General features: G+C 43.0%; 25 protein-coding genes. 4 read left to right on the top strand and 21 right to left on the bottom strand.

The window, feature by feature from the left end; genetic code table 11:
- Positions 1 to 458 precede the first annotated feature (458 nt).
- A complete protein-coding gene (locus AC3CIA_RS07520; protein WP_488518810.1) occupies positions 459 to 1,457 on the bottom strand; it encodes a DHH family phosphoesterase in 999 nt (332 codons plus the stop codon).
- Positions 1,458 to 1,696: 239 nt separating this feature from the next.
- Here AC3CIA_RS07520 and AC3CIA_RS07515 point away from each other — a divergent pair, with 239 nt between their 5' ends.
- Positions 1,697 to 1,936, top strand: coding sequence for a PAS factor family protein (locus AC3CIA_RS07515; protein ID WP_488518809.1), 240 nt, complete (start codon positions 1,697 to 1,699; stop codon positions 1,934 to 1,936).
- A 141-nt stretch (positions 1,937 to 2,077) separates the two neighbouring features.
- Here AC3CIA_RS07515 and AC3CIA_RS07510 read toward each other — a convergent pair whose 3' ends face one another.
- From AC3CIA_RS07510 to AC3CIA_RS07495, 4 genes are all read right to left on the bottom strand, one after another.
- Positions 2,078 to 3,799 (bottom strand): methyl-accepting chemotaxis protein, encoded by a 1,722-nt coding sequence (locus tag AC3CIA_RS07510; protein WP_488518888.1) that lies wholly within the window; start codon positions 3,797 to 3,799, stop codon positions 2,078 to 2,080.
- 629 nt (positions 3,800 to 4,428) lie between these two features.
- Positions 4,429 to 4,845, bottom strand: coding sequence for a MarR family winged helix-turn-helix transcriptional regulator (locus AC3CIA_RS07505; RefSeq protein ID WP_004733937.1), 417 nt, complete (start codon positions 4,843 to 4,845; stop codon positions 4,429 to 4,431).
- Positions 4,823 to 5,758 (bottom strand): CDF family Co(II)/Ni(II) efflux transporter DmeF, encoded by a 936-nt coding sequence (gene dmeF, locus AC3CIA_RS07500; RefSeq protein ID WP_237290502.1) that lies wholly within the window; start codon positions 5,756 to 5,758, stop codon positions 4,823 to 4,825. The genes AC3CIA_RS07505 and dmeF overlap by 23 nt, the downstream gene beginning before the upstream one ends.
- Before the next feature lie 280 nt (positions 5,759 to 6,038).
- Entirely contained in the window at positions 6,039 to 6,950 is a 912-nt protein-coding gene (locus AC3CIA_RS07495; protein WP_171327236.1) for a LysR family transcriptional regulator, read from the bottom strand.
- Between the two features lie 214 nt (positions 6,951 to 7,164).
- Between AC3CIA_RS07495 and AC3CIA_RS07490 the strand changes: the two genes are divergently transcribed.
- A complete protein-coding gene (locus AC3CIA_RS07490; protein WP_171327237.1) occupies positions 7,165 to 8,424 on the top strand; it encodes an adenylosuccinate synthase in 1,260 nt (419 codons plus the stop codon).
- A gap of 84 nt (positions 8,425 to 8,508) precedes the next feature.
- On the opposite strand, the gene AC3CIA_RS07485 is transcribed toward AC3CIA_RS07490, so the two are convergent.
- From AC3CIA_RS07485 to AC3CIA_RS07415, 15 genes are all read right to left on the bottom strand, one after another.
- Entirely contained in the window at positions 8,509 to 9,450 is a 942-nt protein-coding gene (locus AC3CIA_RS07485; protein WP_488518808.1) for a GGDEF domain-containing protein, read from the bottom strand.
- A 134-nt stretch (positions 9,451 to 9,584) separates the two neighbouring features.
- Positions 9,585 to 10,223: an OmpA family protein gene (locus tag AC3CIA_RS07480; protein ID WP_488518807.1), complete on the bottom strand. Its 639-nt coding sequence runs from the start codon at positions 10,221 to 10,223 to the stop codon at positions 9,585 to 9,587.
- A gap of 8 nt (positions 10,224 to 10,231) precedes the next feature.
- Entirely contained in the window at positions 10,232 to 11,788 is a 1,557-nt protein-coding gene (locus AC3CIA_RS07475; protein WP_488518887.1) for a TadE/TadG family type IV pilus assembly protein, read from the bottom strand.
- 10 nt (positions 11,789 to 11,798) lie between these two features.
- A complete protein-coding gene (gene tadF, locus AC3CIA_RS07470; RefSeq protein WP_488518806.1) occupies positions 11,799 to 12,359 on the bottom strand; it encodes a tight adherence pilus pseudopilin TadF in 561 nt (186 codons plus the stop codon).
- Complete coding sequence (locus AC3CIA_RS07465) at positions 12,346 to 12,828, bottom strand: TadE/TadG family type IV pilus assembly protein (protein WP_488518886.1); 483 nt, start codon at positions 12,826 to 12,828, stop codon at positions 12,346 to 12,348. Before AC3CIA_RS07465 ends, tadF begins: the two co-directional genes overlap by 14 nt.
- The gene (locus AC3CIA_RS07460) at positions 12,815 to 13,516 is read right to left on the bottom strand and encodes a tetratricopeptide repeat protein (protein WP_488518885.1); all 702 of its coding nucleotides are present in this window, start codon (positions 13,514 to 13,516) and stop codon (positions 12,815 to 12,817) included. Before AC3CIA_RS07460 ends, AC3CIA_RS07465 begins: the two co-directional genes overlap by 14 nt.
- A gap of 47 nt (positions 13,517 to 13,563) precedes the next feature.
- Positions 13,564 to 14,406 (bottom strand): type II secretion system F family protein, encoded by an 843-nt coding sequence (locus AC3CIA_RS07455; protein ID WP_488518805.1) that lies wholly within the window; start codon positions 14,404 to 14,406, stop codon positions 13,564 to 13,566.
- Entirely contained in the window at positions 14,403 to 15,305 is a 903-nt protein-coding gene (locus tag AC3CIA_RS07450) for a type II secretion system F family protein (RefSeq protein WP_017090273.1), read from the bottom strand. The genes AC3CIA_RS07455 and AC3CIA_RS07450 overlap by 4 nt, the downstream gene beginning before the upstream one ends.
- A gap of 1 nt (position 15,306) precedes the next feature.
- The gene (locus AC3CIA_RS07445; protein ID WP_004733950.1) at positions 15,307 to 16,578 is read right to left on the bottom strand and encodes a TadA family conjugal transfer-associated ATPase; all 1,272 of its coding nucleotides are present in this window, start codon (positions 16,576 to 16,578) and stop codon (positions 15,307 to 15,309) included.
- A complete protein-coding gene (locus tag AC3CIA_RS07440) occupies positions 16,575 to 17,816 on the bottom strand; it encodes a CpaE/TadZ family protein (RefSeq protein ID WP_488518804.1) in 1,242 nt (413 codons plus the stop codon). The genes AC3CIA_RS07445 and AC3CIA_RS07440 overlap by 4 nt, the downstream gene beginning before the upstream one ends.
- A complete protein-coding gene (locus tag AC3CIA_RS07435; RefSeq protein ID WP_488518803.1) occupies positions 17,816 to 18,295 on the bottom strand; it encodes a hypothetical protein in 480 nt (159 codons plus the stop codon). The genes AC3CIA_RS07440 and AC3CIA_RS07435 overlap by 1 nt, the downstream gene beginning before the upstream one ends.
- Entirely contained in the window at positions 18,292 to 19,662 is a 1,371-nt protein-coding gene (locus tag AC3CIA_RS07430; RefSeq protein WP_372243874.1) for a pilus assembly protein N-terminal domain-containing protein, read from the bottom strand. The genes AC3CIA_RS07435 and AC3CIA_RS07430 overlap by 4 nt, the downstream gene beginning before the upstream one ends.
- Positions 19,662 to 20,486 carry a Flp pilus assembly protein CpaB gene (gene cpaB, locus AC3CIA_RS07425; protein WP_372243873.1) on the bottom strand — a complete coding sequence of 275 codons (825 nt, stop codon included), beginning with the start codon at positions 20,484 to 20,486 and terminating at the stop codon, positions 19,662 to 19,664. Before cpaB ends, AC3CIA_RS07430 begins: the two co-directional genes overlap by 1 nt.
- Before the next feature lie 21 nt (positions 20,487 to 20,507).
- On the bottom strand, positions 20,508 to 20,948 hold the full coding sequence (locus AC3CIA_RS07420; protein ID WP_372243872.1) for a prepilin peptidase: 441 nt from the start codon (positions 20,946 to 20,948) through the stop codon (positions 20,508 to 20,510).
- A gap of 159 nt (positions 20,949 to 21,107) precedes the next feature.
- Positions 21,108 to 21,314: a Flp family type IVb pilin gene (locus AC3CIA_RS07415; protein ID WP_017080668.1), complete on the bottom strand. Its 207-nt coding sequence runs from the start codon at positions 21,312 to 21,314 to the stop codon at positions 21,108 to 21,110.
- 417 nt (positions 21,315 to 21,731) lie between these two features.
- Here AC3CIA_RS07415 and AC3CIA_RS07410 point away from each other — a divergent pair, with 417 nt between their 5' ends.
- The gene (locus AC3CIA_RS07410) at positions 21,732 to 22,625 is read left to right on the top strand and encodes a LysR family transcriptional regulator (RefSeq protein WP_004733957.1); all 894 of its coding nucleotides are present in this window, start codon (positions 21,732 to 21,734) and stop codon (positions 22,623 to 22,625) included.
- Between the two features lie 349 nt (positions 22,626 to 22,974).
- Here the strand turns inward: AC3CIA_RS07410 and AC3CIA_RS07405 are convergent, their stop codons facing one another.
- Complete coding sequence (locus tag AC3CIA_RS07405; protein ID WP_372243871.1) at positions 22,975 to 23,298, bottom strand: winged helix-turn-helix transcriptional regulator; 324 nt, start codon at positions 23,296 to 23,298, stop codon at positions 22,975 to 22,977.
- A gap of 139 nt (positions 23,299 to 23,437) precedes the next feature.
- Here AC3CIA_RS07405 and AC3CIA_RS07400 point away from each other — a divergent pair, with 139 nt between their 5' ends.
- Positions 23,438 to 23,851 (top strand): YybH family protein, encoded by a 414-nt coding sequence (locus AC3CIA_RS07400; RefSeq protein WP_488518802.1) that lies wholly within the window; start codon positions 23,438 to 23,440, stop codon positions 23,849 to 23,851.
- The last annotated feature ends 52 nt before the right edge of the window (positions 23,852 to 23,903 follow it).

Here is a 23,903-nt window from a genome sequence, read left to right as displayed (position 1 = left end):
CCAATCACAACCGAACCAATTCATTGTAATCATGAATATTTATAGAGAAGTAATGGAATTTATAGGAAAAGATGACCTTTGATTTAACTTGTGATTTTAAGTCACAGATTGAATACCAGAATCAATATGATTTTGACTTTTCATTCAAAATGAAATGCTAAAAGCTGTTATTTTCGGCCGAACACATTGACCATGCAAATATTTAATCAACCTTAATTCACATAGATAATTAACCGAAAACATAAAAAATCACCAATAGGAAAAAACGAACTTTAAATCGACAAAAATCGATTCAAACACACCGTAATTACTGACCTCAGACCAGATACCATTGCGAGTGACATCACTAAAATAGCTTGGATATTGTCGTCATACATGTGCTAGAGATACACACGTATAACGGAATATAGGAGTGAAAATTTGTGGAATTTTGTATGATCACCCCGACTATTTTTCAGTTAGCCTTTAACATCAGGTGAATAATAAGTGTCAATTAATGAAATAAAATTCATCTTATTCTCTTCATTGAGTTGATTGATACCCGCTGCTGCTTTTCTTCCACCACCCGTATCAAAACTAGAACAAATTTCGTCTGCGCCCGTTCTGTTTGATAATGGTGCCCGTAAGCTCACCGTGTAAGACAAGCCATCTTGGTTTTTCGTTAATACTGCTTGCGCTCGGTTTGGATCTTGATTAACGATTTCATTACCAAATACACCACTGATGCGCCTTGCCCACGTCTCACCTGGCAGTTCAAACACACGTGCGACTTCACTTTCATAAACAGGAGCAAGGTTTGATAGCTGTTGGCGATCATTTTGATAAGCAGATCGTAGTCGATAAAACACAGAGTTTTTATCATCTAAAAGGTCAAATGGGTTCGGGTATTGATAAAGGGTTTGGTAGAGCTCAATTGGCGTGAAATGCAAATCGCTTAATGAAGAACCGTAACCATTGTAGTTAACCAAGGTACCTAGCTCTTCTAAAAACTCTGTTTGAGATTGATCGAATCCATTTTCATCCGCTAGCCGCGCGGCCACTGTTTTTAGGTTATCACCAAAAGCAGCCGCGATTGCCCAAGCCACATGCGCACCATTCAGCTTCTGGTTAATCAGCAAGCTCGTGCAGCTCTCTGGCGCGGTATCAATCAGAGTATCCAAATAGCTAGAGTCAGGTACCTCACCAGTTCGATGGTGATCGCAATAAAATACATTGATGTTGGCGTCTAGCAGTGAGTGCAATGCAGATAAGTTTTTTTCCATCGACACATCTAAAACGGTAACGGAAGAAATGTCACCTTGCTTACCCGGCTCCATAATTTGAGTAACAACTTGAGAGACCAACTTAATATCACGCTTTACACCTGTAATGAGCACGCTCTCTCTTGGCTCACTGAATCGCAGCTGTAACAACGCGATTATGCCATCTGCGTCTCCGTTGAATACGTCGTAGTGCATGTTGTTCCTCTTCCTATAGATTTAACCGTTTGCCAGAAACGCGCCAATTCGTTCGTGTGTTCGATAGTCTGTCATTATTTTAGTTATATTTCACAGATACTTAAGTCTATTTTGGAATGCCTTATTCTCATTAGATTCAAAAGATAAACACATTAATAATATTGTATGACTTATATCACAGTAAACAAACCTGAAAAGATTATAAAATAAGCGCCTCCCACTTAATGATAAAGAGACGAATGAACACTACCACCACTATTGTTTATGACACTTTGAAAAGCCTTGCTGCTCACGCTCCTGAGCAACATGCCGAGATTAGACAGCGGTTATATGAGCAGTTGAGCCTGCCATTTAACAAGCAGCTCTCGTTATACGCTAATGTGCTTGGTCCTATCAGCTCAGGTAAGTTAGCGGGATGCGACAATATTGATAAAGCGGTTGAGCTGGCACTGGATGTGCTGGAAGGCCGAAATAAGTAATTCCCCTTTAAATACGTAATATAACGGCCCAGATCTTCCCCCCAGATCGGGCCGTTTTTATTCTCGTCATTTATCTAGTTGAATTTTAGGCACAAAAAAGGCGCAGATGATCCACGCCTTTGGTTTAGTTTACTCTAAATTTTAAGAAGTCTTGAACTGCGCCACCGCTTTATCCATGTCATGGGCTTGCTCTGCGACCTTGTCAACTTCAACTAAACAGTGCTGAGCTGATGCGTTGTTGTCGTTAGAGATGGTGTTTAACTCGGTGATTGAGTCACTCACTTGTGCCATAACAGCACCCTGCTCTTCAATTGCTGATGCGATACGCTCAGAATTACCTTGGATGCTTTCCATATCGCTTAAGATAAGCTGCAGGCTAGCATCGAGCTCTTCCGAATCTTTCAAAGTCAGTTGGCCTTGTTGGTTACATTCACCAATCTCGGTCATCGAAGCGTTCATTTGGCTTTGAATTGCCGTAACAACGCTGGTGATTTCGGTTGTTGATTGATGCGTTCTGCTTGCAAGAGCTCGAACTTCATCTGCAACCACGGCAAAGCCTCGGCCTTGTTCACCGGCGCGTGCCGCTTCAATGGCCGCGTTCAATGCCAATAAGTTGGTTTGTTCTGCAATGCCTTGGATGATGTTCACTGCATCGCCGATTTGATCAACATGATGATTCAGCGAGCTTATTGAATCTTGGCTGCTTGAAAGGCGCTCAGATAACTGGGTAATATTGCTGATCGTATCGACCACCACTTCACGGCCTTTATCGGCATTCACTTTTGCTTGATGAACACCTTCAGCCGCAACTGATGTGCTTTCTGATATTTCACCAATGGTGAGTACCATCTCTTGCACTGACGTAGTCATTGTAGAGGTGTGATTTGCTTGAACTTCAAACTGTTTGATTACTGACTCTAGCTCGTCATGCATGTTCGACGTGCTTTGGGTCAGTTGCAGTGACTTAGATTGAGATGCAGCGATCAAGCCTTCAAGCTGATCCAACAGTTGGTTGAAGTATTGACCTAACGTGCTCAGTTCATCTTTACCATCTAGGTGTGAACGAATAGACACGTCGTTCGAATCAACAATATTACGAATCACTGAAAGTAGAGATTCGATTTTACCAATAATAGAACGGACGATTAACCAGCTGAACAGAATGATCGACACGAGTAGCGTGACGCAAAGAATGTTGTTGATCAGCGATAGTTTGTCCATCTCTTGTTGGGTTTCTTGGTCCAATACCGCTGAGAACTCTTTAAATTGAGTTTCAATCGCGTGAGAACCTGAGCGTGCTTGCCCTAACAAACCTTCGTTATGCTTCAATCCAATCACACGCTTCTGCGCAACGACTTGCTTTGCAGCATCTAAAAGTGCACTTGACCTTGCATTCGAAGTAATAGAAAGAACGCTTGGGTCAAATGTGCCCTTTTCAATCAGATCGTTAAACAGGTACAGCTCTACTTTTTGCTCTGCGCCGACTGTTGCACTGATGCTGTCTAGCTCTTCATGAAACTGGCCGAGCAAACCTTTGTCACGTACTAATCCATACACTTCACTCGCTTTTACTAAGTTAACAAAGCTTGTGTGGTAGGTTTCAATATCTTCACGTAGGTGTGCGCTGTTGGCTAAACCTAAATCACTGAGCACTGCATTGAGCTCAGATTCAGACGCTAAGAATTTATTGTAGTTTGCGTCGAACTTGGCGAGGTACTTCATATCACTACGTAATAGGAAATCTTTCTCGTTACGGCGAAGATTGAGTAGTCGCACTTCAAGTTCTTTGGTGATTTGTTTGGCTTCGCTCATTTGAGCGGTGGTGTCTGCAAATTGCGATGTGGTAAACAACAGTGAAATCATGCCGAAGATGGAGAACATCCCCAACGAATAGAGCTTTTTCTTTATATTCATATACGTGGCTCGTCTTTACTAAATTAACTTTGAGTATCTAATTGATCGCATCTAAGCATGGTATACAACTCGTGCGACCTGGTTATTGTTATGGTTATGGTTATGGTTTTTGTATCAGTAATGAGCACTAAATCTAGCGACTGTTCAGCCCACCAGCAGTGACATTCTCAATGGTATTCAAACAGAGAATGAATCTTTTCACTAAAGATAAAAGCATCAATAACACAAATTGAATACATGTACATTAGTTGAATGATAAAAGTGAGAGACAGCTATTTGACGGAACATAAATAGCTTGAATGCCATGGTATACAAGGCATTGAATTAAAAGACTTTGAAGCACATTTGGATGTATTATTTATGATGACATTTTTTTGGCTCTCCAGAAGAGCACGAGCGAAGCGCAATAGTGGAGGTTTTGACTTGGTTTTTAAACAGTGAATCCGTCTATTGATGATTGTACAGTAAAGCGTAAACGGCGAAAAAAATGGACCTACTCAATTCGAGTCAGGTCCATTTTTTGATTGTCTAGTCAATCGCTTTGCAGCTAAAGAGTTAGGGTGCGAACTCAAGGCTGACTAAAACGCTTTCACCATCTTGGTTAGGCACTTCAATAACACCGCTTTCTCATCTTCTTCGATGTCTTGTGTTAGTCCACTAACCAAATTCAAGTGAAGCTGATTGTGGTGAACGTGTATCTTCTGCCCTTCATCCGTCAAGGCAACCACAATCGCACGACGATCGGTTGGGTGTTCATGGCGCTCAATCAATTCAGCTTTAACCAACTTTTCGATTTGAACGGTAAGCGTACCCGTGGTGATACCCAACTTTTCAGCGAGCTCTTTCATTCTTAACGCGCCATGCATACCAAGCACTTCAATGGTATGTACTTGAGCAAGGGAATAACCTGTCTCTTTGACAACAGACTGCTCCCACGAAGACATTTTATCGTAGAACTCAGTCAGTATTTGGTTAAGCTGTTCTATATTTCGCATGGTCGTTTGAATGCACTTCAAGAGTAAGATGATTAATCTTATCAAACTTGGCGAGCATTTGTTTATATTCAGAGACGGTTTTATCACTGTTTGATTCAAGAGTAATCGCTGCTGAATAGTGATGCCCACTCACCTTCCACATGTGTAAGTCGGTTACGGTCGCATAAGGCGTTAAGGTTTTGGTCACTGAGTCACGATAATCTTGGTCGATATTCTCATCCAGCAGGATTGGGCTGGTTTGTTTCATAAGGTTCATCGTCCACTTGGCAATGACAAATGCACCAACCATTCCCATTGCTGCATCTAACCAGTTCCAGCCGTAAAACTTACCAAATAGCAGTGCGACGATCGCCAGCAGAGACGTCAATGTATCGGCCAAGACGTGCATGTAAGCTGCTCGTAAGTTGTGATCGTGATGATGTTCATGATTCTTATTATGATTGTGGCCATGCTCGTGTCCGTGATCATGATGATGATCCCCGAGCAAAAACATACTGACGACATTCACCGTCAAACCGATACATGCCACGATAATCGCTTCGTTAAACTGAATTGCTTGCGGGTTGAATAAGCGATGCACCGACTCCACCAGCATCAATAACGCCACAATTCCCAATGCGATCGCGCTGGTGTAGCCGCCTAGCACACTGACTTTGCCAGTGCCGAAAGAGAAACGTTCGCTCTCCGCATGTTTCTTCGCATAACGGTATGCAAATAAGGTGATGCCAAACGCTGCAGCGTGCGTCCCCATGTGCCAACCATCGGCAAGTAACGCCATAGAGCCGTAAATAGTACCGGCAACGATCTCGACAACCATGGTGATGATAGTTAACAAGAGAACGTAGAAAGTACGCTTTTCACCTTGGCTGTTATGTGAAGAAAAGTTGTGTTGGTGACGTGTTGGAAAACTCAAAATGGCGTCCTTAGCTCGTGTGTTCAATGTTAGGAGTCGTTACTGATTAATCTTGCTAAAAAAGTGCTTTGATTTACAAGTAGTTTGATTATCAAATCAATAAATGGAATTTAGTTTGATTATCAAACATTGTCAACGATGAATTTTGAGGCTCTGATTTGGGAGAGTAATAATTTATAGGGAGATCTAATTAGCTCGACAGCCTATTAGGTGGTGAAATAGCTGCGCTTTGCAGACACAAAAAAGCCCACACGAGGTGGGCTACTGAAATCAGAAGGAGTTATTGGTTTTGCAACAGAGTAATCTCATCATTCACCCAACCTAACAACTGCTTGGTGGCTTTCGACAACACTTGGTTCTGCCGAACAATATAACCAAGACTGGTGCTAGAAAAGTTCATCAACGGTGTCACTTTCGAATGCAGATGCTGCTTGGTGGATACCGCAAATTCAGGAACAATCGCCACACCAAATCCCGCTTCCGCCCAGTCGATTTGAGCGTCAACGCTCCCTACTTCCATGATTCTGTGGTTAGGTAGATTCAAGCTTGGTAAACCTTCATCAATGAAGTCACGGGTTCTTGTATCGTGGCCAAGTAGAATTAAGGTGAGCTCAGAATCATCTTCTGTTCCTTTAACCTGATGTTTTATCTTACTATCTGACCCTTGAGAATCAAACCCATCGCCTAGCGCGCACCAAGAAAGCTCCTGCAGCTTAGTGAAATACAATGACTCGTTGTGCTGTTCTTTCGCAATAACAAAGCCAAGATCCGCCTGAGCATTTTTAACTAAATTCGATGCCTGAGATGACGTGGTATTCAAGAGCGTAAGGTCAATACCGGGATACTGAATTTTGAAATTTTGGAAAGGACGAATCAACAAGAATCGGGAAATAATGTCACTTACGGCAATGGTTAACGTCCCTATTTTGAGGTCATTAATCGCGTTGAGATCGGCCTGACAAATCTGCAGTTCGAGTAGTGTTCTTTGGCTTGTTTCCAATAGCCGTTCACCCGCTTGAGTCAATTGAAAAGGGCTTCTCTCTATCAACTTTATGCGTGTTTGTTGTTCCAGTTGTTTTAGGTGCAAACTCACATTGGGTTGTGTCATATGAAGCGCATTAGCCGCTTTCCCGAAATGCTTATACTCCGCTAGCGTCACAAACGTTTTCAACAAATTGATATCAAGCATCATGTCCTCTTTCTTGTCACTTACATCATCCTCTAAAGTAAGGGACTACCCCAACTCATCATTCCCTGCAGTGAGGAACGAACGTGATAGGGAATCTCGCTTATAGGTTAAGACCTTAAAGCTATATGGAATCCTTATCAAGATAATAAAGATAATTAATTTCTCTTATTTCTTTTGCAGGACTAACATGATTTCTCAATCAGTCAGGAGAAAAATTATGCCATCTATTGTTGTTGTAGGCGCAAACTGGGGCGACGAAGGCAAAGGCCGTATCGTTGATTTTTTAGCAGACCAAGCTTCTGCTAGCATTCGTTTCCAAGGCGGAAACAATGCAGGTCATACTGTGGTAAATGACTTCGGTACATTCAAACTGCACCAACTACCTAGTGGTATTTTTAATCCTGACTGTACCGCGGTTCTTGGCCCAGGCATGGTGATCAGCCCTGCTGCGCTAACTCAAGAGATTGCAGAAGTTCAAGAGGCTGGCATCAAAGTGAAAATGGCGATCTCAGATCGTGCGACACTGTGTCTACCTTTACACGCCCTTGAAGATACGCTTGAAGAAGAGCGTTTGGGCGACGGCGCTTACGGTTCAACACGTCAAGGTATTGCACCAGCATACGGCGATCGCGTGATGAAGAAAGGCATTCTTGTCGGTTGGTTGAATCAACCTGAAATTTTAGAGCAACGCATTCAATTCCTACTTGATTGGAAGATGCCTCAACTGAAGGCTCTATACCCTCAATGTGATTTCTCTCAGACTGCTTCTGAAATGACAGAATGGCTACTTGAAGTGACTAAAGGTTGGCGCCCGTTCATTTGCAACGTAACTGAGCCGCTAAAAGCACTACAATCGCAAGACGCGAACCTACTGTTTGAGGCTCAGCTAGGCGCAGGCCGTGACCTTGTTTACGGTGAATACCCTTGGACGACGTCTTCTAATGTAACTGCAGCTTACGCAGGTATCGGTAGTGGTTTACCAGCCCTTCGCCCTGAACGCATTATTGCTGTTGCTAAATCGTTCAGCTCGTCAGTAGGTACTGGCACGCTAGTGACGGCAATGGAAGAGCAAGACAGCTTCCGCGAAAGCTCTAACGAATACGGTGCAACCACGGGTCGTCCGCGTGATATGGGTTACTTCGACGCGGTAGCAACTCGCAACGGTGTTGACCTGCAAGCCGCGACTGAAATCGCACTAACTAAGATTGATTGCCTATCTGGTTTATCTGAACTTAAGATTTGTACAGCTTATTCAGGTGAACACACTGAGAACCCAATTTGGCCACAAACTGCTGAACTAAAACCTGTTTATGAAGATATGGCCGGTTGGGACGAAGACATCACTGGCTGTCGCACGTTTGAGAGCCTTCCTCAAGCCGCACAAGATTACGTAACTCGTATCGAAGAGTTGATGGGTGTGCCAATTGTAATGGTATCGGTAGGTCCTGAGCGCGAACAAATGATCATTCGAGCTTAGTTTAGAAGACTATTAGACCCACATCTACATCTACATCTACATCTAAGCCCACACTAGTGGGCTTTTTGTGTCTGTCACGAGCATCTAAATCTTGTTCTTCTTGTTGAGATACATGTTTTCATCGGACGATTTGATTAGATTTATGATGTTGAAACTGCGAGAGTCAGCGATACCACAACCATATGAAAAACCGAGTTGCACCTCATCATCACAACGAAAGCTTTCAATGAAGTCATGAAATTCAGTGTGGATTTTATTGATCAACTCAGAAACATAACCAGCCTCTTCTGAATGTATGACGACGATGAACTCATCACCACCGACCCTAGCCGATATGATGTTGTACTTTGAATTGTTTTTTATGCATGACGCAAAGCCAGAGATATAGTCATCACCTTTGAAGTGACCATAGGTATCATTGATGTACTTCAAATTATCCAAGTCGAAATACAAACAAACAATCTCACCATCGCTGATGTTTGCTTTGTTGAATTCATGGAAGAAGCCCCTTCGATTAAGCAGCGTAGTCATGATATCAAAGTGACTATTTTTGTATAAAATCCGGCTCTCTTCTTTTAATAAGATTTCAGAACGCAATAGAGTCGATATGTTTTCAATCAAGTTAACTTGGCTTTCTGTATACGTTGTTGGGCTTAAATCAAAAACCAAGAGCACCGCAAACACTTCGCCATCAATATCTCTTACCGGGACGCCGCAAAACGACTTATAGGCATCCACCCCATTCGCAGAAACGGAATCACCACCAGCATGACCACTCAAATAAACCGTGCGATTTTCGTTATGCACATACTCACAAAAGAGGCTAATTTTGCTCTTATGTTGGTTACACGATATGTTTGAGGAGCTCCACACACTCTCAGAACCAGAGCAACTCAAATCAGAGATCATAATGATGCCCGCATTCGATGCGTCCATGATGTCTCGTATGTTATCCAATATAGATACCCAAGTATCGACATCGATATTTTTTTGCATCCCTTCAGAAGAGAACTTATCAAAAAGCATTAATATTTCTTTAGTATCAGACAGTTAAACTTAATTGAATATTCATTAGTATACGTTGTAACAAAAATTCCAAGAGCGATAGCTTAGGGTGGTTATTACGACAAAGTAACAGCCAAGCCCTACATCCTAGTTTTCTAGTTTTCTAGTTCGGAAGCATCATTCGCAGAGGCCCAAATTTCTGAACGTCTATTCTTGGCTCTACCCTCTGACGTTGCGTTGGACGCAATAGGTTTACTTTCACCAAATGAGCGTATAACAAGGCGATTCCTCTCTACACCATCCGCGATTAAACCATCCGACGTCGTCAGTGCTCTTTGAAGACCCAATGCTTGGTTATAACCTTCTGCGCCGGTGCTGTCAGTGTGTCCATCCACCGTAATTGCGCTGCCGTTAGTATTTAACTCGCCTGCAAGTTGGCTCAGTGCTTTGCTGCCCATCGGCGATAGTTTGTGTTGGTCAAAACCAAAATGAAGTCGTGCCAACAACCCGTTACGCTCTTGGTTACTGATCCAAGTCTTACAACCTGATTGGTTCATACCTAGATTGGATTGACCTGCTAACGCTTGTTTTAGCTCACTGCTGTCAGATGGCTGTTCAATTTGTAAAAAGCCCTGTCTGTGTTGTGCAATGCCGACGACATTATCGACTCTTACACTATGTTGATATTCACTGAATGCGGTGTCGCAATAAACACTGATACCTTCTTCCGCATGAGCGATAAAACTAAGTTGCAATGTCGATAGGACGATTGAACTGATCATTAACTTTTTCATATTTTCCTCTAATACAACTTAGTGATTCCGCTTGTTTTTGAGCCTTTACGGATGAGTTCTTCTATCTTTTCAATCAATTCATCTAAGTTAGATACGTCGATGATGTCTTCATTTGGGTCGACAACGCAGTCTTGAAAACCACTTTGTTGAGATGCTCGAAAATCGATACCAATAACACCTATGTATAAGCCTGGTATTTCCTCTCTTGCTTTGTTACACATGCCTCTGTCGACTAACCCTTTGAGGATGCCGTTATTCGGACTCTCCTGCCCATCGCTTAAGATCAGCAGCATCTTGATTTTCTTGTTGTAGGTTTGCTGCTCTTCTTGATCGGAACTGTTCGGGTCACCGTCATGAAGAACCTGAGAACCTCTCAAAACACCTTGAAAAGCCGCAGTGCCACCGTCTGCCCACATCGAATTAATCGGGTCCAAATCTGAGAGCTTGTTCGATAGGCGAATGTTCGAAAACTGCGATGAATTGGAAGAACCATGCGCGTTAAATAGCTTTGTTCCACTCACGCCATAGAAATCCGGCTGTAACCCCGACTTGTCCGTAAACATCGTCGACACTGAACTCGGGAAATCAACGTAGTTGTAGACATCGGCAACCAAGTAATTATCTTGATAAATCACATCCTGAATGCGTTTCGCATACCGTCGATTGTCCGCTTTCGGATTGGGACAATATGATTGCCAATTGGCACAGTTGATCACTTGGTTTTGCGAATACGTACGCCAGAAGTCCCAGTTAACATCGTTGTAGGAATAAGGTGATACGTTCGTTTTATAGTTATCTTTGTAGCTCAACTGGCTTGTCGCCCGAGCTTGATTTCCCGAGACGATCTCCCTAGTTCGAACGTTAAAAGGCACAAAGCCAACTTGATTAAGCAGCTTGTCTCCGGTTGTATCTTCTCCCGGCTCATCACAAACGTATTTCCACTCTCCATCGACATAGTCCTGTTTAATCGATGTGCAAAGAATTTTGCTAGATATTTCATCAATAGCTGTCTTCAGATCGTCGATTTTTATGTGTCGACTTGAGCCCCATCTGTCGTTCATTGAACCGGAAAAGTCCGACACAAAAACAATATCGATGTTGTTGTCACCAAGATAAACAGGGTACTTCCTCGCTAACGAGCGTCCCGCTAAGTCTTGCTGCTGATCAAACGAAGGGATAAAGCTACTCGCGAACCAAGAGTCGTGCGTCGTCTTGGCATTCACTGTGTATTGGATGTATTCCAGAACCCCAGTGCCCTCGCCTTCCGCTTGGTGAAATCGGTCTGCTGATAGGTTGGTTGATTTGATGTCTCGCACGTAGTTTTCGACATACTTGGTCGCTAGCCCACGAGCCTGATCCGGTTGGTCTTCAATGGTTACCGCTATCGCCGCAGCCTCTGCTGAATCTCGTAATCGGCTAGTCTCTTGAACATAACGTGTGCCTTCAACCGCCCAAAAAGTCATGCCCATGATTGGAACAAGTAATAAGCCCATCCAAACTGCGGCAACCCCTTGCTGTCTTTGGAGACTGAGATGCTGGCGATTGATATGACGATCGTGCTGCATTTTCATTTCATTATCTCCCAGGCATGATTGAAGAAGAGCCAATCTTAACCGTGGTACTGGTACCACCGTTGAAGAAGGGTTTGAACCAAGAGCTTTGCTCTTCACAAAGGCTGATTCGGTACAATGGATACACAACGCCCTTTTCTACCGGAGCTAGGTCTGCATGATCGATCATCGAATCGGTTTTACAATTTAAGCTTCTGTACTTGCTGGTTGAGAATTCAGCGACATTAACTTTATTGGTCAATGACTCTATCTTGATCGCTACATTATCGACTGGTGTATTGAGCATGCGACTTGCCACTTTAGCCATGTCTTCTAACTCTGAATTAGTTACAGGTAGGTTTTGTCCTGCCAATACATCGGCATCAAAGTAACGAGTACGTTCTTTGATCACATTCACTAAAGCAAAGCTGGATCGATCGAGCTTGGCACGCACGAGTAGTTGATGACTCAAGTCTGCCCCAAACAGGTAAACGCCCCACAAGGCCACAAGAATGAACAGCAATTCAACGGTAAATGAACCTTGCTGGCGAATCGCGTAAGACACACGTTGTTTACGGCGTATCATCTTTCCACCCCTCGTGTTCTAAGTTCAAAACCATAGTGCTTGAAATGTCCCTATCCGCAGCACCGGCCAGTTTAATGACTGGGGTATAACGGTAGGTCACGGTGATCTCGGCTAAGTCGTAATTGAAGTTCAAGCCTTGATCAGAATGTCCCCTATTCGCGATGAAATCGTCATAAGTTTTGAAGTACTGACCTGCGATAGAAAACCTTGAGCTATCAATTAAGAAACTCCATAGATTGTCATCATCTTCGATTAACGATTTGAACTTAGTTTCGTACTGCTCGTTGATCCCTTCGCCTTCATATATCTTGGTATTCCTGATGGTTTCTCTCAGCGAATACTCGGTCATGTTCACAACGTAGATTTGGTAACTCGATTCGAAGATCGCAAAGGTGGCAAAAAACAGAACAAGCGCACCCAACACAAACTCAATCGCCGTCACGCCCTTCTGCTTATTAAGACGCTTCATCATTAACTCCTAGTTGAGTCAACTCAGCGGCGATGCTCTGGATCTCTTCCGCTGAAAAATCGCCTTTAAGTAACTTTTTGGCCGAGTCGATTTGCTTGGTTTTCATTAGTGCGATAGCTAAGTTCGCTTTTACGATCTTATTCGCCGGGTCTTCTTTTAAAACTGGGGCTAGCGTTTCGATCGCCTGTTGATACTCGCCATTCGCCATTTGAATCATCGCAATGTTGTTCTTAACAACGACATCGTCATAACCGCGTAATCGGGCTCGGTTGAGTTCTTGATACGCTTCGTTGAACCTTCCAATTTTGGTGTATGACACGCCAAGCAAGACATGAATTTGACCCGTTGTATTTCCCGCGTTGATAGAAGCTAAATAAGCGGCAATGGCACTTTCAACGTCATTTTTTGCATCAAAAACTTGCCCTTCTAATTGATACAAGTTGGGATTTTCAAACCCCTCTTTTTGCAAATGTTGAACATAGAAGTCTGCCGACTCGATATCCCCTTTATGAAAATATGCCCATGCCAGTTTCTCTTTTACCTCTGGGTCTTCGGAGCCTTGCTCTAACTCAGCTTTGTAATAACTAATCAAGCCGTCATAGTTCTTCACTTTTTCCATGCTAGTAACGTCAGCAAGCTGTAGGTCTTGTGGTGAGGGGGCCGATTGACAGCCCGCTAACACACTCATCGACAACAAAATGAGACAAAAACGTTTTCCAATCACTCGTCGTCTCCCTATATATTCAATGTCATTTGCATGATGCTCGGCGCGAGAATCAAGATAACGATCGGGAACATGATGAAGAGGATCAATGGGACACTCATCTTCGCAGAGAGCTTACCTACCTTTTCCTCGACCGTAAGAATTTGGACTTTTCGCATGTCCTCTGCGAGATCACTTAACACCTGAGCCACGGATGTGCCGTATTGCAGATTTTGGATGATGGTCAGTACAAAGCTTCGTACTGGAGGTGTTGGGATACGCTCACTCAGGTCATTGAGCGCCTTTTCCAAACCGTGTATTTTTGCAGAATCGGATGTGCGCTTAATCTGGTAGCAAAGGTCTGAGTCAAATTCAGCCAGCTCTTTCCCCAAATAAACCAAGGCCGCTTCAATTGTCATACCAGTTTGAACACATACCGACATCATATCGAGCAAATACGGCAGTTGAGCTGAGGTTCTACTGATCAACATCTTGCGGCGCATTTGAAGCATTGTATCTGGGACGACAATGACACCAATCAGCGAGAAAATAACCACGATCAGTTTGTTGGTTGACGTCATATCTCCCAACAAGACCAAGCCAGAAACCAACGCTAATACCAACAACTTGGCCGGAAAATAGAATTTGGCCCAATCCGTGTTGTAATAACCCGCCTCTATCATTTTTTGCTCGAGTTCATGGCGATGTTCTTTACCAAAACGAACAAAAAAGCGATTTACGCGCGAAGGCGCACGAGCCGAATTATCCCCAATATAGAGTGCAACCTTCTTATGTCGTTGCTCTTTACGAATAGAATCGATAATCAAAAAGAGTAGCGAAAAAAACAACACAATAAGGGAAGCCAGTAACATCATGCGCGTACTCCTCTCACTAATAACCAAACAAGGAATAAACCAAAAAGCTCACTACCCAAGACGTAAAACAGTACCAACCTTCCTTCAGGGTCATAGAGAACAAACTCCACATTATCTGGATTGACGTAGTTAAGAATGAGCATAAAAATCAAAGGGATCGCTGCAACAATTTTGGCAGAGATTCGGGCTTCTGAAGTCATCGCCATTTTCTTTTTCTCTAGTGTTCTAGAGTCCACCAGCACTCTAATCAGCCGCGCCATCACGCCCTTAAGTTGCCCACCTCGAGCTATATTCGCCCTGATAGTCACGGTAAAGAATAGAAACTCTGGGTAGGGGTAGTTTTTGCACGATCGTTGAAGCACCACTTCTGGTGACTCACCCAACTTAAGACGATCGCCCATTAGCTTAAATTCGCGGCCTATCGGGTTGTGCATCACATCGCCTACATAACTGATGGCTTGCATTAAGCTGTCACCTGCCGTTACCGCACTCATTAGAATGTTCAACGCATCTGGGAACGTATTCTCAAATTCGCGACGTCTTCTTGTGACCAGGAACCGATAACCACATAGGGTAAATACCATAGATGAGCCCAGCACTAACCACGTATTAGTGATTGATAGCAATTCAACAACGATGTACCAAGATGCGATTATGCTGCCCGTAATATAGAGCGCAATGTAAAGAGAAGAACGCGGGCCTAACACCATTAACGTGGGTGATATGGACTCTTTGAACTTTTGCCAGTTTTGCTTACGAACCAAAGACTTGACGTTAATGGCATTGAAGTTTTCCGCTTCTACTTCTTCAATATTGAAAAACTGATTGACCTTTTTTACCTTTGAATCTCGGATCAAAAGCAGCACAAACGCAAAGAGGATTAACGAAAGCCAAAGCATGCTAGGCCCCCTTAAACGATGCTTTCAGCTCTTCATAGAGCCCGAAGAATTGCGCTTTTTTCACAAGCTCAGATCGCTGCATAATGCCGTCGGTGACGAATTCGCCTTTTACGGTTTCTCCATAATGCGCGTCGTCATAACGAAAACGGTAGATCTCTTCCATCACTACGCTATCGCCTTCTAGGCCGACGATTTCCGAGATGCTTGTGATCTTACGAGACCCATCGCGCAACCTGTTAACCTGAACAATCATTTGAACGGCACTCACGATCGTTCTTCTAATCGCGTCAAGAGGCTGATTTAGGTTCGCCATCATCACCATCGATTCAACACGAGCAATCGCATCACGCGGCGTGTTGGCGTGCAATGTAGACATCGAACCGTCGTGTCCGGTGTTCATGGCTTGCAACATTTCGAACGCTTCAGAGCCACGACACTCACCAAGAATAATGCGGTCTGGACGCATACGAAGTGCATTGATCACTAACTCACGCTGAGTCACCGCTCCAGTTTGTTCAACACTCGAGGTACGTGTTTCGAGTCGAACTAAATTGGGTTGTTGCAGGCGCAGTTCAGCCGCATCTTCAATCGTGACAATACGTTCATCTTCGGCAATGTATTGAGATAATGCGTTGAGCAGCGTGGTTTTACCTGAGCCGGTACCGCCAGAAATCAACACATTGATTCGACAGCGAGAAGCGATCATCAACACTCGCGCCATGTCTGGAGACATAGAACCGAAGCCAATCAAATCTTCAAAGCCGATGTTCTGCTCTCTGAACTTACGAATAGAGATCGAAGTACCATCCAACGAAATGGGAGGAATCACGATGTTCACACGGCTACCGTCTTCTAACCTGGCGTCGACCGTCGGCGAAAGTTCATCGACACGTCTTCCGACACGTGAGGCAATACGCTTAGCAATGGCTAACAACTGTTCCTCATTCACAAACGAGACTTCGGACTTTTTCACCTTACCGTGTCGTTCGAAAAAGATGTTGTTGGGTCCGTTCACCATGATGTCAGAAATGGACTGATCTTCGACCAAGGGCTGTAAAGGACCCAAGCCAAACAGTTCATCAATCAGGCTTTTCACCAAGCCTGACTTCATCATCGAGGTGATTGGTCTTTGGTAGCTATTTGCTAGCAAATCAACCGCCGCTTGTATTTGGGATTCAAGATCTCTGCGGCTCATTTTCTGAACCGCTTCTGCATCTAGGGCTTCAAATATCTGGCCACGAAACGCGAGGTATAAGTCTTTGTTAGAACTCATTTAGCACGCACCTTTTTCAACCAAGAGTTCATGCCCTTCTGATCCATAGGTTGACCATTAATCAGCTTCACCAACTGTTCCATAGAACGACTAATGTGACGGTCATGCTTATGCCCGCGTTTTCCATCGATAATGATGTGCGCCAGCGCTTTGCAGTAGTCGACTTCGAGATCGACTTCTGCGCCTAGATACTTAATAAGATCAGGCTTTTGTAAGACGTAAGCGTTTTCCGGGCGATGGTAGTTCACCACCGTAATCACGCGAGTACGCGACGATAACGAAAGCTGTAAGTTGGAGACTTTTTCATACAGTCGTTTTGCACTTCTTACTGAAGACACAGATGCGTCTAACACCAACACAACCACATCAAAGTTTTCTACCAAGAGTTGAGGTTCAACTTTGAAATCCACACCACCAGAAAAGTCTTCGATAATGAAATTGGTGTTGCGCGCTAACAACTCGCACAAGGTTTGGTTGTAATTAAGAACATCGCTTTGGCTCATGTCGCCATCGATCGCTAACAGTCGCAAATTCTTGCGAGCGTTGATTAGGTAACTCAACGCCCCTTCTTCATCCATTTCGTGTAATGGTGCGGTGAACTCATCGATGGTTCTCGGCTTAAAATCCTTTAAGCCAAGCAAGACATCAATGTTGGTATCTGCATATTGATGATCGACAAGAATCGTGTCCGAGCCTTGCGTCGATAATATTGAGCTCAACTCAGTAGTGATAAACGATGCGCCAACGCCGCCTTTTGAACCGACAATCGCCACGCGCTTCGCTTTGCGTTTTTGGCTCACACCGGAGAACGTCTTCAGGTTCTTACTAACGTGGTTTAAGAAATCAGCAAACTCCTGCTTATTCACCGGCCAGAACACGTAGTAAAAACCCATGTCTTTAAGAGAACGAAGTGTAGAAATGGCATCCTCTTTACCAATCACCACTACGCCTTTGTGTGTGGGTAGTTTGCTGGCAAAGGCTTTAGCGTCTTCAACAACATTGGTCGATTCATTAAGTTCCAGAATAACAATATGGCTACTCTGTTGCTCTGTCAGTTTGGTCAAACCCGCTTTGGCTTTAACGCATGCAGGATCATTCCACCCTTCAAATCGAAAAACTTCTTGAACAAGGTCTAAACACTCTTGAGATTGATAGAACAAAGTAGATCCGGCAACCCCTGTCGTTCCGGTTTGCACTGGCTTGGCCTTTGTTGTTAACGCTTTAGTCAAGTCAAACATTATTGCTCTCCTACCAATCGAGACTTGTAAGCCACTTGCTTCAAGCGCATCGATTCAGCAAAGCAGTCTGGCTGCCTCAACCGAACGTGAATCTTTGCTGGTGCGCATTGTTGAGTCTTCAAACGCGTTAAGGTCACCTGAATCTTTAAGTCGCTTGGTAGCAACGGAGCGCTTCGATACGAGACTCTTTGTGGCGCGATGACATGTGACGGATATTGATCGAAGATCTCTTGCAACATCTGTTTGCTGCGGGTTGATTTGTAATCCACGACATAAGTGGCTTCTTTGTCCGTTGATTCAATATCTTGAATCAAAGCGGTAATCTGCTTGGTGGTTTCAGCACGGTTTTTCATCGCAAACTCAAAGCTGTGATGCTCTTTGTACACCAAGGCTTCAGCACCGTGTCCGACAAAATATTGCTCAGAGGCGCAGCCTAAAAGTGACGTGGTAAATAACGCCATTAATAGTAATTTCTTCATTGGATAAACCCTCCTTGCGACAACAGACGAATCGTTGCATCGGAAGATGTCACCGACTTGCCATCCCACTTAATGTTTAGCCAACGCGCCAATGTAGAGGTCTTCTTGATGTAAGGCAGTTGAATGTCTTTCGGTTTCATCGGTTCAACAAGATTCACGGTGGCAACGATGATCAATTCAGTTCGTTTTCTTTCTGTGGTTGCTTTGCGGAAGGCAGCACCGAGTACTGGTATGTCGCCAACAAACGGGATTTTTTGCATTTTTTCCAAATCAGCACTGCTCATCAAGCCACCAAGGACGAAGCTGTCGCCATCGGCTAACTCTACGGTTGTCATCGCACGTCGTGAAGCCAGTTGCGGAACTTTGATTCCTGCTGTTTCTATATAACCTTCAACTTCGCTGACTTCTGGCGCTAATTGCATGCGGATTCTGTCTTGGCTAAGCACTTTCGCGGTGAGATCGAGTTTGATGCCGAACTCTTTAAAAGAGATGTTCACGTTGTTACTTGTAGTAACGATAACGGGCACTTCGCCTCCCACAAGGAAACTTGCAGACTCACCGGATAACACGGTTAAGTTAGGCTCAGCCAGAACTTCAGCAATCTGGTCGTTACCTAATGCAGTGATTAACGTACTGAGGTTTGCTGCATCGAACTGGTCAAACACAAATTCGCCAACGCTTGAACCGACCGAACTCCAATCAACACCAACGGTTTGTCCAAATGACTCGGTGACTTGAGCCACTGATATTTTGACGTTCACTTGCTGGGTCGTTGCAACTTCAATGCGTTCGATGATCCCTTCCCACGTCATATTGCGGGCAAACACCATGCTTTCGGGCTCTTCATAATTTGAGTTGTCGGACTTAAACTCCAGTTTCACCGTTTTGTCCCATTTCTCTGTTTTTTCTCGTCCAAGCAGAGTGGCAACCAAACGATAGATATCGTCACGAGTTGCTTCGTAATCAACAAGACCACTCACGGCGACTTGCTCTCCCACCGACTGAACCTTGACTTTGGCATCAGGGAAATGAAATTTGAGTTGTCGTCTAATATCCGTTAAATCCAAATCAACAATAATGCGGTCTGAAAGCAGAACATCACCATCAATGCCATAGACGATCAGTCGCGATTGCCCAATAGCATTGGCGAACACAACTATCGTGTTGTCGTTGATTATTTTGTAGTCGACGATGTCAGGGTTATTAATAAACACTTGGCCAATCGGACTTTTTAGCTGGATGTGCTGACCATCGTTGAGCGTGATGGAGCGATCGGCGGCAAAAGCGTTTGTTATAGAAAGTAAGCCAATCAGCGGCGCTAGAATGGAAGCAAACAGTACTTGTTTGATTCGATGGTGAATCATCATCACAAAGCCTCTCTCGGGTTGTTCTCGTTACCACGTAACTCAGCAATCCCGGTATAGTTATCGATAATATTGCGTACCTCTGCGAACTCGGGTTGCGTGTAGGTTTGGCTTCGGTAAATTTCGATGTGCATTGTTCGTTGCGCTAATGCAAGTTTTGGTAACTCGTCGGGGCTAACTTCGATGACCACCGTAGTCAGTCCATCCTCTTTAATCGGAGCGCGTGCGGTAATAGAGCTATCGCCAGTTGCATCATTTCCAATGTTGAGTACTTTGACGTTTTTAAGAAACATCGACGCCTTCACCCCTCTAAAGCGCTTCGGTTTATCGATATTTCCAGCTAAGTTATCGTTTGGAGAACTTACAGTTAAGATATCGATGGACGTTCCAGGACGGATGTAATCGTTGATTAGGTTTTTGTCACTGACTTTAAGTGGGTACAACGTCATGCCTTCCGTGACCAAAAGATCTATGTATCCGGGCTGACCAGGCATCACTTGATATTCAGGCAGTACAACCTCGCCAGCGTTGAGGCTTCGATTGAGTAAAGTGGAGGGTGCAAAGTTGATTTGAGCGTCTTCTCTAACACCAAGCGTCAATGCTTGGCTAAGAGGGAGTTGTTGTTTAACGACACCTTGCGCATCGATCGCACGCCCTTTTTCATAAGGTTCCGTGGTCATCCAAACGGCAACATGTTCTTCGTTTTTTTCTTCCACCACTTCAGCGGTCGTTGTCGGTTGAGGTTCACTCTTGAACAAATCGACAACGCCTAGCGCGCCAACTATTAGGGCAGCAATGGCAACAAGTAATACCAGTCGAGATCTCATAATGTTCTCATTCTTGGGGGTTTATATATGTGGCATGTTTTGAGTTAAAATTACCAAGTAGAATCCAACGCTAATCGCTATCCCATATGGAATACCTTGTTGGCTGTTCGACGTTTTTCTTACTAGCCTTTTACTTATCAGCTTGTTGTATACGAGATAAATAACGGCTAGAAATCCACCGGCAAAAGCCGTCATAACAAACGCCCAAAGTAAATCACTGAGAGGTATGGTAAGTGATAGAACCGCGGCATATTTAATATCGCCAGCTCCAATCCAAATCAGGGCGTAAACAATCAACCCTCCCCCTAACACCAGCAGAAAGCTCATAATTTGAATGTCTAACGGTGACAAAAAACATTGTAAAAAGAGCAATATCAACAAGGTGGGATTTTGTATCTTTCGATAGAGAAAATCGGTAGCCGATACATAGACACACACGATTACCAAAATCAGTAAATACACGTCAAAACTCAAAATTAGAAATATCACCTAGATTTATATGGATTAGCGTAAAGTATGTCTTAATTGATGTTCCTAATTAACTGAGCCAGACCAATGGAAAACATAGGTCTGGCACAAATATCTTTCGATATGATCTACATTAGCCAATAAGGCTTGATGTTAGCTGCTTGCAGTGTCAATAGCGGTAGCTACATCTTCGAAAGCACCTTCTAGTTTGCCAATGAAACCATCAGCGCCTACTGCAGTAGTTACTAATACAGCCATTGCTACTGCAATAAGACCATATTCAATTGCAGTTACTCCGCGCTCATCGTTCTTGAATTGTGATAAAAACATGCTTGTTTTAACGTATAGCTTAGTAATCATTAGTTCTTCCTATAAGGGCTGTTGAAAATTCGTCGCCATTATAATTAGCGTTACCAATCTATGGAAAATAACCCCTATCGACTTAATCAATAGGCCGGACGAAAAATGATCAAAATAAACACATTAAAAACAAAGGAATTAAAAACAAAAACTATAATTAACAATGATTTACATATAAAATCAACTTCACAAGACAATATTAAATAAAATTTATAAACTTGAAAAAGTAAGACATTGGTCAATATTTTAACTTATCTAAACTTTATATAAGCTTTGGAACCAATCTAAGAATTAATTTACCCAGTTTTATTACTCCTTATAAAACTTGTTGAAATACAATTATCATCACGCTATTGTTCTTCAAATCAACAAACCATAAAAAATATAATTTATTTGTGTCAAAAGGTTAGTCGAATCATGAAACTACATTTCGAAAATATCATTTCGTTCATAGCGGTAGTTGAGGAAGGTTCATTTAGCTCTGCTGCTCGCAAGCTTGGCAAGTCACAATCAACCGTTAGCACGGCTGTTCAAAATCTTGAATCCGATTTAGGTTTCAATGTATTTAATAGAGAACACTCTAAAGTTTGGCTAACAGAGAAGGGAAAACGACTATTCCAGTTATCTTTACCTGTGGTATCGAAATATCGTGATCTAGTCACGATCGCACAGCAAATGAATATATCTGATCAGATAGTCTATCGGGTAGGCATAGACCCATTAGTGTTTAATAATAATGTAAAGAAAACACTATTAGCGTTTTCAGAAGCATTCCCTAACGTTGATTTACTTGTCGTAACTAAACCAAGTTTCGTGTTAGGTAACTATATAAATGAAGGGAAGATAGATTTAGCCTTAGGTAACCCCTATCACAAGACAAATTACGACTTCAACATAGAGGAGTTATTTCACGTCAACTGTTGGTGGGTGGCTCATGAAGACCTGGTAACCTTTAAGTCTCAAGCACCATCACAACGAGTTCTATTAATGGATGGTTGTGAAGAGCTGCTTAACTTGTCAAACATAGCATCGTACAACTTATGGCGACTGGATGACTTAGGAACCATCATCGATCTATGTAAGGCTCAAAAAGGTATCGCTTTTTTACCGGGATTTCTCATAGAGGGAAGTGTAGAAAATAGTAAACTTAAAGTAGTTACAGACCACCCTGATTTTTTTGGTAAGCGAGTTATTGCATCCCTTTTCTGGCAATTACACTCTGACTTTAGCTTGTTCAACCAATGGATCAAAAAAGAGTTGCAAACTACTGCCAGTTACAAGCAAACATTTGTTGCTGATTTGACTCAATAATACTCTGTTGAAATCTAACAATCACACTCTATTGCACGCTTCAGCTTCGAGTGTGATATTTCAATACGATGACTCATCCTAATATAAGTCCAAAGCAAAACATACGAAATATAAATGCCAAGACCGATGTTCATTATTTAACATATGCATTGGTATTGTTTTGCATTATTTAACATTCCATATTTTTGTGACTAAATATAAAACTAACCTGTTAAACGTATTCGATATTTAAGCTATGACCTCGTCTATCACTAAATATCGAAAATAACCGCCTAAACCATGCACACAGAAAAATCCACCATAGTAATGACGTTGAATATCAGAATAGCTTTACAACCATTACGTTAGACTAATTCCAGCTATCCGATTTTTTCACGATGATATCAACAATATCCGCCAGCTCTTTTCCTTTTTTGGTCAGACCGTAATATACCGTCACTGGAACGGTTTCTTCTTGCCTACGCCAAATGAAACCTTCTTTGCTGAGTAACTTCAGTCTCTCACTAAGTACTTTACTAGACACCAGAGCCAACTGCTTTTGAATTTGCCCAAAGCGTATCTCGTTAGTTTGGCCTAATAACCAAACGATATGAGCAGTCCACTTCGTAGAGATCAAGGTCAAATATTTATCAGCATTGCAGTAACCTTCAGGTTGCTTACCCTGTTCACTCATATCCACCTCTTAGATTATCCGTTGTAACAATTGCATAGTTACCTAAAGGTAATTAGTTACTTTTAGGTAGCTAATTTCTTTTAGTAACCACCCTATCTATTATGGCTTCAACCCAAAACACAAACAAGCAGGTGGTTCCATGAAGATACTTCTATTCGTAGTTTTAAACTTAATAACTTTCTATTCTTACGCATCAACAGATTACAAAAAACCGCAGTCGCCAACAGAACTGCACCAACTTTTCGCGGAATACTTTTCAAAACAAGACATAGACGGACTAGGCACTCTGTTCCATGAAGACGCCATATTCGTCTTGGATGCTCAGGGTAACCTTGCTAGAGGACCAAAGGCTATCAAGCCTATATTGAAAAGTTACTTTCAAGGTGACGTTGAAATGCTAACCCATGATGTGTCTATCCATATTAACGGTAATACGGCTCTCATAAGGTCTAATTGGGAGATAGTTGGAGGCCCCAAAGGAACCGCTCTCGAAGTGATGAAGTATATAGATGGAGGTTGGCTATACGTTATTGACAACCCGAATGGATTTTAAGTGGCTATTGCACTTTGGATCAATTAAGAACCTTTAAAACATAAACTTACGG

Source organism: Vibrio sp. QJM3NY_27, assembly GCF_057785955.1.
The sequence above is the reverse complement of the archived record's forward strand: the minus strand, read 5'-3'. Positions and strand labels throughout refer to the sequence as shown.